This window comes from Pseudomonas cedrina subsp. cedrina (genome assembly GCF_001983175.1).
Classification (GTDB): Bacteria; Pseudomonadota; Gammaproteobacteria; order Pseudomonadales; family Pseudomonadaceae; genus Aquipseudomonas; species Aquipseudomonas cedrina.
The window spans coordinates 95,043-111,084 of the sequence record NZ_MNPW01000015.1; the positions used below are offsets into that span (position 1 = coordinate 95,043).

11 protein-coding genes are annotated in these 16,042 nt (G+C 62.1%); 5 read left to right on the top strand and 6 right to left on the bottom strand.

The genetic code is table 11. From position 1 onward, the window contains the following. The first annotated feature begins 38 nt into the window (after positions 1-38). Complete coding sequence (ureC, locus tag BLL36_RS26360) at positions 39-1,739, top strand: urease subunit alpha (RefSeq protein WP_076954537.1); 1,701 nt, start codon at positions 39-41, stop codon at positions 1,737-1,739. Here the strand turns inward: ureC and BLL36_RS26365 are convergent. Further along, entirely contained in the window at positions 1,736-7,702 is a 5,967-nt protein-coding gene (locus BLL36_RS26365) for an NEL-type E3 ubiquitin ligase domain-containing protein (protein WP_076954538.1), read from the bottom strand. The two genes, ureC and BLL36_RS26365, sit on opposite strands and share 4 nt — an antisense overlap. An 82-nt stretch (positions 7,703-7,784) precedes the next feature. After that, positions 7,785-8,723 (bottom strand): DnaJ C-terminal domain-containing protein, encoded by a 939-nt coding sequence (locus tag BLL36_RS26370; protein WP_076954539.1) that lies wholly within the window; start codon positions 8,721-8,723, stop codon positions 7,785-7,787. 238 nt (positions 8,724-8,961) lie between these two features. Here BLL36_RS26370 and BLL36_RS26375 point away from each other — a divergent pair, with 238 nt between their 5' ends. Together BLL36_RS26375 and BLL36_RS26380 are read left to right on the top strand one after the other, a co-directional pair. Next, positions 8,962-10,230, top strand: coding sequence for an Hsp70 family protein (locus BLL36_RS26375; RefSeq protein ID WP_076954563.1), 1,269 nt, complete (start codon positions 8,962-8,964; stop codon positions 10,228-10,230). A gap of 459 nt (positions 10,231-10,689) precedes the next feature. Next, positions 10,690-10,959 carry a hypothetical protein gene (locus BLL36_RS26380; protein ID WP_197678444.1) on the top strand — a complete coding sequence of 90 codons (270 nt, stop codon included), beginning with the start codon at positions 10,690-10,692 and terminating at the stop codon, positions 10,957-10,959. A gap of 234 nt (positions 10,960-11,193) precedes the next feature. Here BLL36_RS26380 and BLL36_RS26390 read toward each other — a convergent pair whose 3' ends face one another. The 3 genes from BLL36_RS26390 to BLL36_RS26400 all read right to left on the bottom strand — a co-directional run bounded on the left by BLL36_RS26390 (position 11,194) and on the right by BLL36_RS26400 (position 13,350). Continuing rightward, positions 11,194-11,772, bottom strand: a complete 579-nt coding sequence (locus tag BLL36_RS26390) for a hypothetical protein (RefSeq protein ID WP_076954541.1) — start codon at positions 11,770-11,772, stop codon at positions 11,194-11,196. A 58-nt stretch (positions 11,773-11,830) separates the two neighbouring features. Further along, a complete protein-coding gene (locus BLL36_RS26395; RefSeq protein WP_076954542.1) occupies positions 11,831-12,844 on the bottom strand; it encodes an AI-2E family transporter in 1,014 nt (337 codons plus the stop codon). A 206-nt stretch (positions 12,845-13,050) separates the two neighbouring features. Next, on the bottom strand, positions 13,051-13,350 hold the full coding sequence (locus BLL36_RS26400; RefSeq protein ID WP_076954543.1) for a PsiF family protein: 300 nt from the start codon (positions 13,348-13,350) through the stop codon (positions 13,051-13,053). Positions 13,351-13,472: 122 nt separating this feature from the next. Here BLL36_RS26400 and BLL36_RS26405 point away from each other — a divergent pair, with 122 nt between their 5' ends. Further along, positions 13,473-14,360 carry a DMT family transporter gene (locus tag BLL36_RS26405; RefSeq protein WP_076954544.1) on the top strand — a complete coding sequence of 296 codons (888 nt, stop codon included), beginning with the start codon at positions 13,473-13,475 and terminating at the stop codon, positions 14,358-14,360. 32 nt (positions 14,361-14,392) lie between these two features. Here BLL36_RS26405 and BLL36_RS26410 read toward each other — a convergent pair whose 3' ends face one another. Continuing rightward, entirely contained in the window at positions 14,393-15,283 is an 891-nt protein-coding gene (locus BLL36_RS26410) for an esterase/lipase family protein (protein ID WP_076954545.1), read from the bottom strand. Positions 15,284-15,459: 176 nt separating this feature from the next. On the opposite strand from BLL36_RS26410, the gene BLL36_RS26415 reads away from it, so the two are divergent. After that, positions 15,460-15,990 carry a ferritin-like domain-containing protein gene (locus BLL36_RS26415; protein ID WP_076954546.1) on the top strand — a complete coding sequence of 177 codons (531 nt, stop codon included), beginning with the start codon at positions 15,460-15,462 and terminating at the stop codon, positions 15,988-15,990. Positions 15,991-16,042 lie beyond the last annotated feature (52 nt).

A 16,042-nucleotide genomic window follows, 5' to 3' on the forward strand; every position in this document is an offset into this window, starting at 1 on the left:
GCGATTTCACATTCAACACAATTATTCAGGGCAACCACATGAAAATCAGCCGCCAAGCCTACGCCGACATGTACGGCCCCACCGTCGGTGACAAAGTCCGCCTGGCCGACACCGAGCTGTTCCTGGAAGTCGAACAGGACTTCACCGTCTACGGCGAAGAGGTCAAGTTCGGCGGCGGCAAGGTTATCCGCGACGGCCAGGGCCAGAGCCAGTTGCTCGCCCATGAAGTGGTGGACACCCTGATCACCAACGCGCTGATCATCGACCACTGGGGCATCGTCAAGGCCGACGTCGGCCTGAAGAACGGCCGCATCCACGCCATCGGCAAAGCCGGCAACCCGGACATCCAGCCCGGCGTGACCATGGCCATCGGCGCCAGCACCGAAGTGATCGCCGGCGAAGGCATGATCCTCACCGCCGGCGGCATCGACAGCCACGTGCATTTCATCTGCCCGCAGCAGATCGAAGAAGCGCTGACCAGCGGCGTCACCACCATGATCGGCGGTGGCACCGGGCCCGCCACCGGCACCAACGCCACCACCTGCACCTCGGGCCCGTGGCACCTGGCACGCATGCTCCAGGCCAGCGATTCGTTCCCGATGAACATCGGTTTCACCGGCAAGGGCAACGCCAGTTTGCCCGAGCCGTTGATCGAACAGGTCAAGGCCGGCGCCATCGGTTTGAAGCTGCATGAAGACTGGGGCACCACGCCCGCAAGCATCGATAATTGCCTGAACGTTGCCGACCAATACGACGTGCAGGTGGCGATCCACAGCGACACCCTCAACGAGTCCGGCTTCGTCGAAACCACCCTCGCCGCGCTCAAGGGCCGCACCATCCACACCTACCACACCGAAGGTGCCGGTGGCGGCCACGCGCCGGACATCATCAAGGCCTGTGGCTTGCCCAACGTGCTGCCCAGCTCGACCAACCCGACGCGGCCATTCACGCGCAACACCATCGACGAACACCTCGACATGCTGATGGTCTGTCACCACCTGGACCCGAGCATCGCCGAAGACGTGGCCTTCGCTGAAAGCCGTATCCGCCGCGAGACCATCGCCGCCGAAGACATCCTGCACGACCTTGGCGCGTTCTCGATGATCAGCTCCGACAGCCAGGCCATGGGCCGCGTCGGCGAGGTGATCACGCGCACCTGGCAGACCGCCGACAAGATGAAACGCCAGCGCGGCGCCCTGCCCGGCGACGGCCCGGGCAATGACAATTTCCGCATCAAGCGCTACATCGCCAAGTACACCATCAACCCGGCGATAACCCACGGCGTCAGCCACATTGTCGGTTCCATCGAAGTCGGCAAATGGGCCGACCTGGTGTTGTGGCGACCGGCATTTTTTGGCGTCAAGCCGACGTTGATCCTCAAGGGCGGCGCCATTGCTTCAAGCCTGATGGGCGACGCCAACGCATCCATCCCTACGCCGCAACCGGTGCACTACCGCCCGATGTTCGCCAGCTTCGGCAGTTCGTTGCACGCCACCAGCCTGACCTTTATCAGCCAGGCCGCCCAGGACGCCGGATTGCCCGAGGCCCTGGGCTTGAAAAAGCAGATCGCCGTGGTCAAGGGCTGCCGCGACGTGCAGAAAACCGACCTGATCCACAACGATTACCTGCCGGATATCGAGGTGGACCCGCAGACCTATCAGGTCAAGGCCGACGGCGTGCTGCTGTGGTGCGAGCCGGCCGAGGTGCTGCCGATGGCGCAGCGTTACTTTTTGTTTTAACCGCCATTATCCAAGGCCGCCTGTTCGGCGCGGGTCAGGGTCTCGATCAGCGATGCTTCGGCAATCGCCAGCTGCCCCTGCAAGTCCCTGGATTTGCCTTCGAACCCGCTGGCAGAGAGGTCCCCTGCGTCCAGCTTTTCGTGCAGCTCGGCCAACTGATCATGAAAGGGCTGACTCATCGCCTGGAAGCGTTCGGGGTATTTCTGGGTCAGGTATTCCTGCCAGAAATCCCTCGACACCAGGGCCTGAAACTCCTCGGGTGAGCCATCGAGCGCCAGAATGCGCTTGCAGGTTTCATCCAGCGTTTGCTCGCTGACCCTGGCAAGTCCGGTAAATCGCCCTCCCTGTGCCTGTGCCGGAAGATCCAGACGGTCGGGCGCTTTCAGACCCAGCCGATACGCCAGACGGATCTCCACCTCTTCCAGCCCTTCAATTCTTTGCTGGCGTTGCAGCGGCGTCAGGCCCGGCTGGTTATTGATCGCCTCGGTACGCTTCTGGATATCCGCCAGGGCGGTTTTTTCCACCTCGTCCAGGCGAAACAGCCGGCGCGACAACTTCATCAGCGCCAACCCCTGGGTCTGATCGCCGGCCTGCAAGCGCGCCTTGTGCACCATGGCCATGATTTCCACGTTGCTGAACGATAACGCCGCACGGTCGCAACAGGTCGCCGCACCGGCCCAATCGAACATCCGCCCGCGCAGCGCGTCGGCAGCATCGGTCTGCTGGGAAATGGTGTCGATGACCTCCCAGACCCGGCCTTGCAAGTTTGCGTGCTGAGCCCCGCCCGCATCCAGGTCGCCAAGCATGCGCATGAACCCGTCCGAACCCGGCTGCGCGCGCAGGGCCAACCACTGCGCCCGGCGCGTGGCGCGTTGTGCGTCAGTCAAGCCGCTGGCCCAGCGTTCAAATTCCGCGCCTGCAACCAACTCGCCCGTGGCGTGGGACGATTGACCCAGTGCGGTTGCCACCATCAGCGTGGTGCTGTCCGGCTGTGGCAACCCGGCCTGTTGCAGCCGCTGGTGATAATCGCGCACCTGCTGCAAGGTCTGCTCCGTCAGCGGGTTATCGGCCAGTTGGATAGCGGAACTCAGGCGCGCCGACCTGGCCAACTGCTCATCCGGGGGTGCGATTAGTGCGTCGGGCAAGTGGGTAATCGCGTTGCCATTGAGGTTGATGTCGTTCAAAAGCGGCTGCTCGCCGAGGCCCTCGGGAACGCGATCGATGCCGGTGCGGCTCATGCTCAACACGCGCAAATCGCTGATTTGCCCCAGGTCCGGGGTGATACCCAACGGATTGCCGTCCAGCGACAGTGCGCGCAGCGTCACGCGCTCTGCCAGGATCTGCGCGGTCTGCGGCGTCAGGCGTATACGGTTGTTGTGCAGGAACAAGCGTGTGAGGCCGCGCATCTCACCGAGTGCCGGCGGCAGTTCGCGCAGCCGGTTGTTGGACAGGTCGACCCAGCGCGCGTGGCGATAGCGGGCAAGAAAGCCCTCGGGCGACGCACTCAGGCCCATGCCGCTCAACTTGAGCGAACCCACATGACTGAAATCCGCCTCCAGGTCCGGCAGGCTTGGCAGACGCAGGCCGCTCAGGTCCAGCTCGTAGCCGATGGGCGTGCCGTCGAAGGCCACCTGCTGTGGCGTCTCGCGTTTCCAGCAACTGAGGATGCGCGCCCTGGCCAGGTAACGGTCGTCACGGGTCGCAGCGTTTGCCAGCAGCCGGTCTGTGCGCACATAGCGTTGCAACGGAGCATCGCCGGAAAACGCCCAGGCATTGAGCTGATCGGTCAATGTGGCAAAGGCTTGCTCGCGAGCGATCAACAGCGCGTCGCCACCTTCGCCCAGGCTCCAGATATATTCCCGGGCCTGTTTGATGTTGAAGTGTGGAAACAGGCGTCGAGTCTTGGAAATCAGTGGCGTTTCAACGGCAAAGTTATCGCCGTTGGTGTCCACTACCTGTTCGGGATGCTGCGCCTGCAAATAGCGCCAGTAGCGGTCCAGCGCGTCGCCATAATTGAGCAATCCGGGGTTGCGGGTGATTGCCGTGGCCCGATTGATGCGGGCCATCACCTCAAGCTGCTCAGGCGCAGGTTCCAAGTGGTGCGGGGGGATAGAGGTCAGGCGGTTATCTCTCAGATTGAGCGTGGTCAACTCGGTTTGCGTGCCCAGGCCGGCCGGCCACTGCTCTAGCTGGCTGTTACTGAGATCGACATACTCAAGCTTTGGCTGAGCACTGAAATCGGGGGCAAGGCCCAGCCGGTTGTAGCCCAGGTCCAGCCAGCGCAGCGCCCGCAACGCCCCGAGTTGTTCAACGCTCTGCGGCGTCAGGCGAATGGAGTTGCTCCTGAGCGACAGGCGCGTCAGATCGGACAGTTGACCGATCGACGGCGGCAGCTCGGTCAGCCCCGCGCTGTTGATGCGCAGTACCTTGAGCCGCTTGAAGTTGTTCAGAAACGTCTGCGCGTCGGTGTTCCAGGCAATCGTTTTAAGCTCCAACGTTTCAACATGGCTGAAATCGGCACTCAATGCCGGCAGGCTGATCGGCCTGTTCGGTGTGATAGTCAACTCATTGGTCTGCCTGCGCCAGCAGCGTTTTATCTCCCGCGCCAACGCAGCGACCGTCTCATCGCCGGACAGTGTCCACTGGCGCAGGTCCTGCTTGAGCTTCTGGTACTCGGCCTCCAGGCGAGACAGGCCACCGCGCACGTCCGTGCCCAACGACTCGATAAAGGCCGCCACCCCGGCGTCGTCCAGGCTCGGAAACAGCCGCCGCGCCCGCGCCTGCGGCGTGCGGAACAGATTGCCGGCCTGGGTCACCCACTGATCCAAACCGGGGCCGCCGCCCAACAGGCGCATCGAGGGGTCATAGGCCGGTTTGCGCACCGGGCGTTCGGCCAGCACAGTGCGCAGCGGTGCGCGCGGCAACGGCGATTGCCGGATCCGCGACTTGAGCTGCGCCACTTCGCTCACACCCATGGCCAAGCGTTCTTCGTCGCTGAGCAGGTGCCAAGTGGCGGTGTAGAAGTCCCTTGGCATGGGGCCTTCGAACAGGCCGTTGTCGCGCAGCACCAGGGTCCTGCGATTGTTGGCATCCGGCGAGCCGATGGCGTCAAGCAACTCGCCGCCTTGGGCATGATGACGCAGTTCGACGCGGCTGCCGCGACGCCAACCGGGCAAGGTCTCCAGGGTGCGCAGCGCCAGACGCTGACTGTCGAGGGTGCCGGGGGTTTCGTCGAACAGGCCCTCGTACGCGCGGGCCACGCGGTCTTCCTGGGCGTGCCAGCGCGCGTGGGCATCGAGGGTTTCGGGCAATTCGCCACGGCTGCGCAATGCCTGCAGCTCTTCGGCGCGGGTGCCTTTAAGCAGGTGCTCAGCCATCGACGCCGGCAGGCCGGGGTAGCGCTCGATCAGGCGAATCGCGTCCGGATCATCGGTGCCGGCACGCGCCTGATAACGCTCCTGGGCGAGCATGTCCTGAAAAATCTCGACCTGATCCGCCAGGTAGTCGCGCAACAGGCCGGCGCGATGCGCCAGGCTGTCCTCGGCACGTCCTGGAAACTCCGGCAACGTGGGGTCGTCACCCTGCAGGGTGTACAGCACTTCTTGCAGCAATTCGCCACGCTGCAGGCCGCCGTCCTTGAGTACTACGGCGCGCCGGCCGCCCCGGTTAGTGATGCCCGGCCCCCAGAGTTTGCGTCCCGAAGACTCAAACACCCACGGAGGAACTTCTGGCAGCATGCCGCGACGCAGCAGCAGATCCATTTGCAGGCCCACTTCTGCCTGGCCGTAAACCGCCGGGGCGGTGCTTTTAATCTGCGTCACAAAGCGCCTGAATTCGTCTTTGATGCGCAAGCGCTTGAGGCTTTCGGAGAGTGCCAATGGCACCGGTTCCACGTCGACATGCCCGGCGCGCAGCGTCTCGCTGTCGACGCCGCTCGCGAGGCGTGCCTGCTGCAAGCGCTCGCTACTCAGGCCGTCGGCCGGTCGTCCGAGGCGGCGCAGCACGGTGTCGTCGTCCCAGGTCACCGGGTCTTCGCCTTCGTGTTGCCAGCCGCCTTCGTGGTTGTGTTCGAGCAAGGGGGCATAGGCGTCGCGCCGGGTAGGATGCTCAATACGGTATTGCTCGGTCTGCGGGTCTTTCTTGACCAGGTAGTGATCGCCTTCGTGGGGCAACACGGTGTCACCGAAATGTTCGTGAAGGCCCAACGCATCAGGCGTGGATTCGGGATCGAGGCGCACAGGCGCCTTGTACGGCGTCAGATCGGTTTTCCACAATTTGCGTTCGCCCGACGCGAGGGTCACCGGTTTGACCCCATCGAGCACAGCAGGCGCCTTGAGCGCCTTGCCCAGCGCCGCGCCACCCGCCGCCATCACCCCGATCAAGGCGAGGTTTTCGGCCACATCGGTCAAGTGCGCCAAGGCGGCTTCGCGGTCACCTTCGTGCCATTCGATCACCCCTTCGAAGGATTCGTAGAGCAATTGCGCGGCCATCACAGCCATCATCACTTCGCCCAGGCCCGGCACCAGCATCGACACCAGGTTAAGCGCCAGCAGCCCGGCGGACTCAAGGGCGGCGATTTTCTCGGCACGCACCCGCGCATCCACATCGGCAGTGGGCACCGCGTGGCTGCGAGCGTCGGCGATCAACTTGTCGCGCAGCTTGATGAAGTTGTCCGGGAACAGGTCGACGTTGTCGTCCCATAGCTCGCCTTTGGAAAGTACACGAATGTAGAAATTCGGGCTTTCAATCGGCACACGCGGTGCCTGGGGCTTGGGCGGCAGCTCCTTGGGTTCGAGCGCAATGGTCACGACCGCCGACACAAACGGCAGCAGAAAGCGCGTGATGGGTGAACGCCACACCGCGAAGGGATCACCCGGCGCATCGGGGGCGTCCTGGGTCAGGCGGCGAAAATAGGTGGGTTGGTCGGCATAGGCCAGGAACGGCAGAATAAACTGCTGGTAAGGCGTGAGTTGCGCGCCAACCGCCCCCGCCATCAGTTGCCGGGTCAGTGCCTCTTCCATTGCCTGAGGGCTTTCGTATTTTTTCAGCGGTTGTTGCGGGTCGTGGGGGATGTACAGCAGCACTTGCCGGGCATCGCCGTACTTTTGCACCGGCACGAACACCGTGCAGCCTTGCAGGCGCAGGCCCATGATGCTCAAGTCGCTGAACCACACAGGTTTGCCGTCGGCGCGGACATCACGCCGGCCGACAACCACCTCGCCGATCATCCGGTAGTCGTCAGGGCCGATGTCATTTTTGAGCAGCGCCAGGTAGGCGGCCGCTTGCAACGCATCCTTCTGGGCCTGCACCACCTTGCGCTGCAAGGCGTCGGCAACGGCGGTGTCGGCGGGCAGCAAAAAGTCCTTGAGGAAGGTCTGGTACTTCGCGCCGATATCCAGCCCCCGGCACAGCGCGAGAAAATCCGCCACGCTCAGAACAGTGTCGACCGGCGCGGCGTCGGTTTGCGGACCGCTGCGAAACCGTGATGACCTGTCGAACGCTCCAGGCTCGCATTCAGAGGCTTCAAAGTTGTGCAGCGCCGCCTGCAACAGCGACAGGGTTTGCACAGCAAAATCCCCGGCACGAATGCCCAGGGCGCCGATTTCGAGCGGTTTGCGCAGATGCACGAACGTGCGGTCCACATCCAGCTCAACCTTGTACTGGGTCTTGAGCGCCTGTTGCAGCAGCGGCCGGGCGAAGGTGTCGACGTCCTGCAACGGCGCCATGGCCTCATCCACCGCTTGCTGGGACAGCGCGGCGGCCTCGTTGTAGTGCTTGAGTTGCGTGCGCTGCGCATCGCCCAGGGTAGCGAGCCAAGCGACATGGCCGGTGTCGGCGCGTCTGAAAGTCTGGCGATTGCGTTCGTGCGTGGCAGGCAGCCACGCGGGAATCTTGTCTTTGATGATTTCGTAGTCGGCGGTCAGCGGTTCGCCGAGCGCAGAAACAGCAGGTGTATCGGGCATGGAGTCACTCCTGTTCAAACGGAGTGACAGAGGACCATGCCCGGTTACCGAAGCTGCGGTAGGTAGTTAAGCGCCTGCGACGTTAGAAGTTCTCTCGCGGATCGAACGCGGCTTTGCGCGCCAGTTCCTGCCACAGCGCCTTGACCTCGTCGTCGCTGACCTTGGGCATGACAGCCTTGAGCTGGATGTACAGGAAACCGCGCTGCCCGGCCTTGTTCAGCAACCCGTGGCCCTTGGCGCGCATGCGCTGGCCGTTCTGGCTGCCGGCCGGCACCTTGAGGTTGATTTTGCCGGTGAGGGTCGGCACCGCCACTTCAGTGCCCAGCGCCAATTCCCACGGCGCCAGGGGCAGGTTGATGATCAGGTTTTCACCGTCCACTTCAAATTTAGGGTGCGGCGCAAACTTGATAATCAGGTACAGGTCGCCATTGGCCCCGCCGCCGATACCCGGCGCGCCCTGCGCCTTGAGGCGGATGCGCTCGCCGTCGGCCACGCCGGCGGGGATCTTCACGTTCAGGCTCTTGGTGGTGTTGCTCACATGCCGGCCCGAGGCGTCGTACTGCGGCACCTGGAAGCTGATCTGCTTGGACTCGGTGGACAGCGTCTCTTCCAGGGACACGGTCAACTGCATCTCCACGTCCTGGCCCTTGCGCCCGGCGGGGCGGCGCTGGCCGCCGCCGAAGGCATCGCTGCGGTTGCCGAAGATCGAGCTGAAAAAATCCGAGAAATCCTCGGTGCCCGCGCCGCCGCCAAAGCCGCCACGGCTCTGCCAGCCCGGTGGCCCCTGGAACGGCTGGCCGTGCTGGCCATATTTGCGCAGCTCGTCGTATTCGGCGCGCTTGTCGGCGCTCTTGAGCGCCTCATAGGCCTCGGACGCGTCCTTGAACTTGGCTTCGGCGTCTTTTTCCTTACTGACGTCCGGGTGGTACTTGCGCGCCAACTTGCGGTAGGCCGCCTTGATTTCCTTGTCGTCAGCCGTGGGCTCGACGCCAAGTATCTTGTAGTAGTCTTTGAAATCCATCGGGGTTTCACCATCCTTTAATCGAGATCGCACCGCACGCGGGCCCAAGGTGCGCTGGTCTGCACGTGTCGAGTCTTGGGGCCGAGGGGCGTCAAAGTGTGATCGGCGCTCGCCGTATGCAACGGATGTGGGGGCAAATCCCCAGGTTTCAAGCACGATTTAACGGATGGTCGGCCTACGCATCCGCCTTGGACTGGCATACACTGCGCGGCCGTTTTTCAACCGGAACCTGATTGTCATGGAAAACTCCTCCCCAGCCCGTGCCTGCGGTATCGACTTCGGCACGTCCAACTCCACCGTCGGCTGGATTCGTCCCGGCATGGAAACGCTTATCGCGCTGGAGGACGACAAAATCACCCTGCCGTCGGTGGTGTTCTTCAACTTCGAGGAGCGCCGCCCGGTGTACGGCCGCCTGGCGTTGCACGAGTACCTGGAAAACTACGAAGGCCGCTTGATGCGCTCGCTCAAGAGCCTGCTGGGTTCCAAGCTGATCAAGCACGACACCAGCGTGCTCGGCACCGCGATGCCGTTCACCGACCTGCTGGCGCTGTTTATCGGCCAGCTCAAGAGCCGCGCCGAAGCCACCGCCGGCCGCGAGTTCGAAGAAGTGGTGCTGGGCCGGCCGGTGTTTTTCGTCGATGACGACCCGATGGCCGACCAGGAAGCCGAAAACACCTTGGTCGACGTGGCGCGCAAGATCGGCTTCAAGGACATCTCGTTCCAATACGAGCCGATTGCCGCGGCCTTTGACTACGAGTCCACCATCGCCAAGGAAGAGTTGGTACTGATCGTCGACATCGGCGGCGGTACCTCCGACTTCTCGCTGGTGCGCCTGTCGCCAGACCGTCGCCACAACGACAACCGCCAGGACGACATCCTCGCCACCGGCGGCGTGCACATCGGCGGCACCGACTTCGACAAGCAACTCTCCCTGGCCGGCATGATGCCGCTGTTCGGCTACGGCAGCCGCATGAAAAGCGGCGCCTACATGCCCACCAGCCACCACATGAACCTCGCCACCTGGCACACCATCAACTCGGTGTACTCGCAGAAATCCCAGCTGGCCCTGGGCAGCATGCGCTACGACATCGAAGACACCGGCGGCATCGACCGCCTGTTCAAGCTGATCGAACAGCGCGCCGGGCACTGGCTGGCGATGGAAGTGGAAGAGACCAAGATCCAGCTGACCCACGCCGACAGCCGCCATGTGCCGCTGGACCGGGTGGAGCCGGGGCTGAGCGTTGACCTCACGCGGGCACTGTTCGAGTCGTCTATCGACAACCTGCTGGAGCGTGTGCGCAATAGCGTCACGCAATTGCTCAACGATGCCTCGGTAAGCGTGGCGCAGGTGGACACGGTGTTCTTTACCGGCGGCTCCAGCGGGATACCGGCACTGCGCCACAGCATCTCGGCGATGCTGCCGAATGCGCGGCATGTGGAAGGGAATATTTTTGGCAGTATCGGCAGCGGCTTGGCGATTGAGGCGAGCAAGCGGTACGGCAGCTGACTTCCAGGCACCATGAATCCATGTGGGAGCTGGCTTGCCTGCGAATGCGGTGGATCAGTCAGAGCAGTATTGACTGACACTGCGCATTCGCAGGCAAGCCAGCTCCCACATTTTTGATCTGCGTACATCCGCCAAAACCTGCCCACACAAAGCACGCGTCTGAATGTTGTAACCAACCCTCCGTGCGCCTTGCACGATTTCCATGATGAAGCTTATAGTCCGGCCGTCGCCCTCATGGCGATCAGGTTTGGCGACCTGAGAAATTCCGGTCAAAAGCGCTCAGCTTCTTTGGCAAGCACTTTTGCATCCGCAAAGTCGTTCTGTATGGCGGCTGTGCGCGGGAGACCTTCGGGTCTGCCGGTTTCGTGAATTTCCGGTTCGCCAACCTGCGTACAGCTGCCACCCTATTGTTTGGCGACAATCGAGTGGCTGCTCCAACCAATTCACGGAGCTTCAATTATGACTCGCTACATGCCCCTAACCGGCCACGACTGCACCATCCCCGCGCTAACCATCGACACCCAAGCCCCACTCGACGTCCTTCTCGACGCCGCTGCGTACCGCATTCGCGCAGTGACTCAGTTACTGGAAAACATAGCCTTTCGAGAAGAACTCAGCAGTGATGCCGTGGTGCTCCACGACTTTGCACAACTGCTGGCCATCCCGTTGCGGGATGGGTGCGATTTGATGGATGTGATTGGCCGCAGGTTAAGTCCGCAAGCGGCCTAAGCGGAAACAGGGCGGTTTTCTGTGGGAGCTGGCTTGCCTGCGATGCAGACGCCTTGGTGTTTCAGGCACACCGCGTTGATGCCATCGCAGGCAAGCCAGCTCCCACATTAGGGCCGGGATCGACATAAAAAATCGGTTGGCCCGAAGACCGCCACGCAAGCTAGCGCCCTGTAGATCCCCATGCCCGCGATGGCGTCAGCCCAGGGAAAAAATGCATAACTGCACGAAGACGGCCTAGCGATGATAGGTCGCCCAGATCCCCAAAAATGTCAAACACCACAAGACCACGCCCGGCACGATAACTGCGTAGTTCCAAGGCGTGAAGCGGTCATTGCCAAGCCCCTCAGGATCACCCGCGGCGCAGTTGATGAGGCGTTGCACTCGCTGAAGAATGTACGCACAGATCGGAATCGCCAGGAGCGTCAGGTCTTTATAGGGCAACCAACTTTGCATCTGGGCTGCGGCGGAATCGACCAACCGTGCGCCCACCGTCAACACCACGAACGCCGTTGCCCACGGATCGAAATCGAAATCGATTTTTTGGCCGTTTTCAACAGCCCGCTTATGGGCCAGACCATAGAGTTCGTGAATATATAAGACAAAAAAGAGCGCTCTCGCTAACGGCCACATCCTGGCTTGGTTGGCGTTTTTGTAGAGGCTCCAATTTTTATAGGACCAGACACTGGCATACAGACCATAACTGAGCAGGGTCAGGATCAGCAGCTTTCTCCTGGAAATGGCATAAAACTCAGGAGACGTCTTTGTCTCTTTGGTCAGCGGCGCCGTCGGCGGAGCGTAGAGATTGTCGGTCACCGCTTACTTCCCTCTAATTCCCTTTAAAGTCCACGAAGCGAAAGCGCTTCAGTCAGCATCACACCATCCCGCCTAGCTTCAACTCGCTCTTGAGATACGCATAGTAAATCGGCCCCGCCACCACCCCCGGCAATCCAAATGCCGCTTCAAACACCAACATCGCCAGCAACAACTCCCACGACTTGGCGCTGATTTGCCCACCCACGATCCGTGCGTTGAGGAAGTATTCAACCTTGTGGATCACGATCAAATACCCCAACGCCGCCACCGCCACCCAGATCGACAGCGACAGCGCGACGATGGTGATCAGGGTGTTGGACATCAGGTTGCCGATCACCGGCAGCAGGCCGAGGAGGAAGGTGAGGACGATCAGGGTTTTGGTCAACGGCAGGTGGATCCCGCACAGCGGCAGCACCACGGCCAGGAACACGGCGGTGAAGGCGGTGTTGAGCGCGGCGATTTTGATTTGGGCGAAGACGATGTTGCGAAAGGCCTGGACCAGCAGGTGCAGGCGGTCGAACAGCGCGGCGGCCAGGGGTTTGCGTTTGGTCAGGTCGGGCACGCGCTGCAGGGCGATGATGGCGCCGAGCACCATGCCGATCAGCAGGGTGACGAACATGTGGGCGGCGTCTTTGCCCACCAGTTGCAGTTCGCTCAGGTGTTTGCTCAGCCAGTCGCCGATGGCCACGCGGAATTCGGCGGCGCTGGCGGGCAGGTAGGCGTCGAGGAACGGCGGCAACTGGCCGCGCGCGCGGTCGACCACGCCCATGAATTTATCGAGGGAGGCTCCGGGGTTTTCCGCTTCGTGGAGCAGGAAGCTGATGGCGCCGGCGAAGATCAAGGCCAGCACGCTGACGATCAGGGTGCCGAGCAAGGCCACCGCCAGCCAGCGCGCGCGGCGGCCTTCGATCAGGCGTTGCAGTTGCGGGGTGAGCATGTTGACCAGTTCAAACACCAACAGGCCGGCCAACAGGCTGGGCAGCAATTTGAGCGGCAGAACCAGCAGCAATCCGCCGAAAATGATGATGTAGCTGGCCAGCAACAACACATGACGCTGAGAAAACGTTGGCATACAGCCTCAAAACGAGCGGCGTTAAAGGATGGGCAGTCTGCCAGCCTTGAGCGAATCAAGCGAGTGGGTAAGGTTGTGAATGCGATCAAGTGTGGGAGCTGGCTTGCCTGCGATGCAGCCGCCTCGGTAGGTCAGATACACCGAGGTGATGCCATCGCAGGCAAGCCAGCTCCCACAGGGGGTCGGCAGTGTCAGTACCAGGGTGGTCAGCCCTTGAGGCAGGTACTCATGAATGTTTTGCGCGCATCACCGGTCAGCGCCTTGGTCTTGGCCTCGGCATTGCAATCCTTCATCTTCTGCTGCTGCGGAGTCAGGGTCTTGGCGTCGTTGGCCGCCGGCGCCGACAGGCAGGTTTTCATGAAGGCCTTGCGCTCGTCGCCCTTGAGCGTCTTGGTGGTGGCCTCGGCGTTGCAGGTGGTCATCTTGTTTTGCTGGGCGGTGGCGGCAAAGCCTTGGGAACACAGCAGCAGGCCCATCATCACCAGCGCGGTTCGCAGCATCTTCATGGCGTTTTCTCCCTGTTACCGGGCCGGGAGGCACGGTCTTTCGAGAGTGTAGTCAAACCCTGTTACACCTTCCTGCGCAGACAAGGGATAATCCCCGTCCGTTACGCTGCTCGGCGATTTCCATGCAATACGCTTATCCCCTGCTGGCCATTTTTATCTTGGCCGGCAACACCGTCATCAACAAGCTGGCCGTGGGTTCGATATTTCCCGCCGAGATCGGTTTTTACCGCTGGCTGCTGGCGGCGCTGCTGTTTACGCCCTTTATGCTAAAGCCGGTGATCCAGAACTGGGCGCTGATCCGCCCAAACCTGGGCAAGGTCTTCATCCTCGGCGTGCTGGGCATGGCGGTGTACCAGAGCCTGGCGTATTACGCGGCCACACTGACCACCGCCACCAATATGGGCATCATCCTGTCGCTGATGCCCTTGATGGCCCTGACAGCGGCCATCATCAGCCTCGGCCAACGCCTGACCTACGGCGCGCTGGCAGGTGCGGTACTGTCATTCGCCGGCGTGGTCGTGGTGGTGTCGGCCGGCAGCCTCGGCGCGCTGTTGCAGCATGGCGTCAACCTGGGCGACGCCATGATGCTGATCGCGACCCTGGCCTACGCGGTCTACAGCACCCTGCTGAAAAAATGGCAGCTGCGCCTGCCGCCCCTGGTGTTGCTGTACCTGCAGGTGCTGGTGGCGGTGGTGGTGTTGTTTCCGCTGTTCCTGTTCTCGGCAAAAACCGGGTTGGGCTGGGCGAATATCCCTCTGGTGCTGTATGCGTGCCTGCTGGCCTCGATGCTCGCGCCACTTTCGTGGATGCATTCGGTGAAGACTCTGGGGCCGAGTCGCACTACGCTGTTTTTCAATCTGCTACCGTTGCTCACCGCGCTGATTGCAGCGGTGGTGTTGAAAGAAGCGCTGGCGTTGTATCACCTGGTGGGCGGCTTGCTGACGTTGGGTGGGGTGGTGTTGTCGGAGCGTTGGACTGTGCCGATCAAGCGCATGGCAAGCACTGCTTGAACCCACTCCCACAGTTCGACCGCGGACCACCATTACACCCCGGCGGCCTTAAGCCTCTGCGCATGTTCCACGAACAAGCGGATCGGCTCCGCGCCCTTGCCCACCAGCCCCAGGGACTGGTTGACGATATCAAAATGGTCCAACGCGTAATCGTCACCGATGACCCTTCCCAAGTGTGAACTGTAGCGCCCCACCATCCCGTCGCACTGGCCCTTTTCACGCACAAAGCTGCGGGCGAACAGGCGGCAGCTGCGGTGCGTGCCGTCGAACAGGTTGCGGCCACGGTCGGTGATACCCGGTTGCAAGGTGCCGGACCATGAGTAATAGCGCACGCCATTGACCTCCTCCATGCCTTGCCCGCCCCATGTCTGCGGCAGCCCCTGTGGATAGTGCTGATTGAACAGCGCCACGCCCTCGCTGGTGAGCGAATGGTGGGACGCCTGCAGATCCGCCTTGAAACGCGGCCCGCGATAGCCGGTTTCCAGCACGCCCATTACCCAGGCGACCAGATGAAACAGCGCGCTCATGATCCGCCCCTTCACGCCGTCGATGGGGTAATGGCGGTGGATATGGTCGGCCAGTTCCGAGCCATGGTTGGGCCCGGCCACCGAGGTCACCGAGGCCACCCACTCCGGGCGCTTGCCTGCCGCATAGCGCGCGGTCAGCGCGCCCTGGCTGTGGCCGATCAGGTTGACCTTGTCGGCGCCGGTTTCGCGGCGAATGCGCTCGATCTGCACCAGCAATTGCTCGCCACGCACCTCGCTGGAATCGAGCGGCGCCACCTGCACCGCAAAGACCCGCGCCCCGCCCGCTTGCAGCGCGGGGACGATGCCGTACCAGTATGGGAACCACCCCAGGCGCACGAACCCCAGCATGCCGGGCACCAGCACCAGGGGATAACGCGTGGCTAACGACTGCGGCATGTCGCGAACATCCTCAAAAGTGAAAACCTGCCGTGCAGCCTAGCCCAGGATGAAGTCGAGCAGATGACGCCGTCGGCAAACCCGATAAAACTTTTTGCGCCGGGCAGCACTCACAACCTTTAACGATCACGCCGGCAGAGCGTGGCGTAAAACCGGATTAGCCCCAGGAGATAAAGATGACTGAAGCAAACTTGACCGACGTCGCGACCCTGCGCATTCGCGCGCGCCAGAACGTCGAAAACGGCGCCGTGACCGAAGGTTATGACGCCGACCGCGAAGAGATTATTCGCCTGCTCAATGAATCGCTGGCCACTGAACTGGTCTGCGTGTTGCGCTACAAGCGTCACTATTTCATGGCCAGCGGCGTCAAGGCCGCCGTGGCCGCCGCGGAATTTCTCGAGCATGCCAACCAGGAAGCCGAGCACGCCGATAAACTCGCCGAGCGCATCGTGCAGTTGGGCGGCGAGCCGGAGTTCAACCCGGACCTGCTGTCGAAGAACTCCCACGCTCAATACGTGGCGGGCAACAGCTTGAAGGAAATGGTCTACGAAGACCTGGTCGCCGAACGGATTGCCGTGGACAGCTATCGCGAAATCATCCAGTACATCGGCGACAAAGACCCGACCACGCGACGCATCTTCGAAGAAATCCTGGCCCAGGAAGAAGAGCACGCGGATGACATGGCGGACATTCTCGAAAGCCTGTAATTCGCCGCCCGATCGTTCCCACGCTCTGCGTGGGAATGCAGCCCCAGACGCT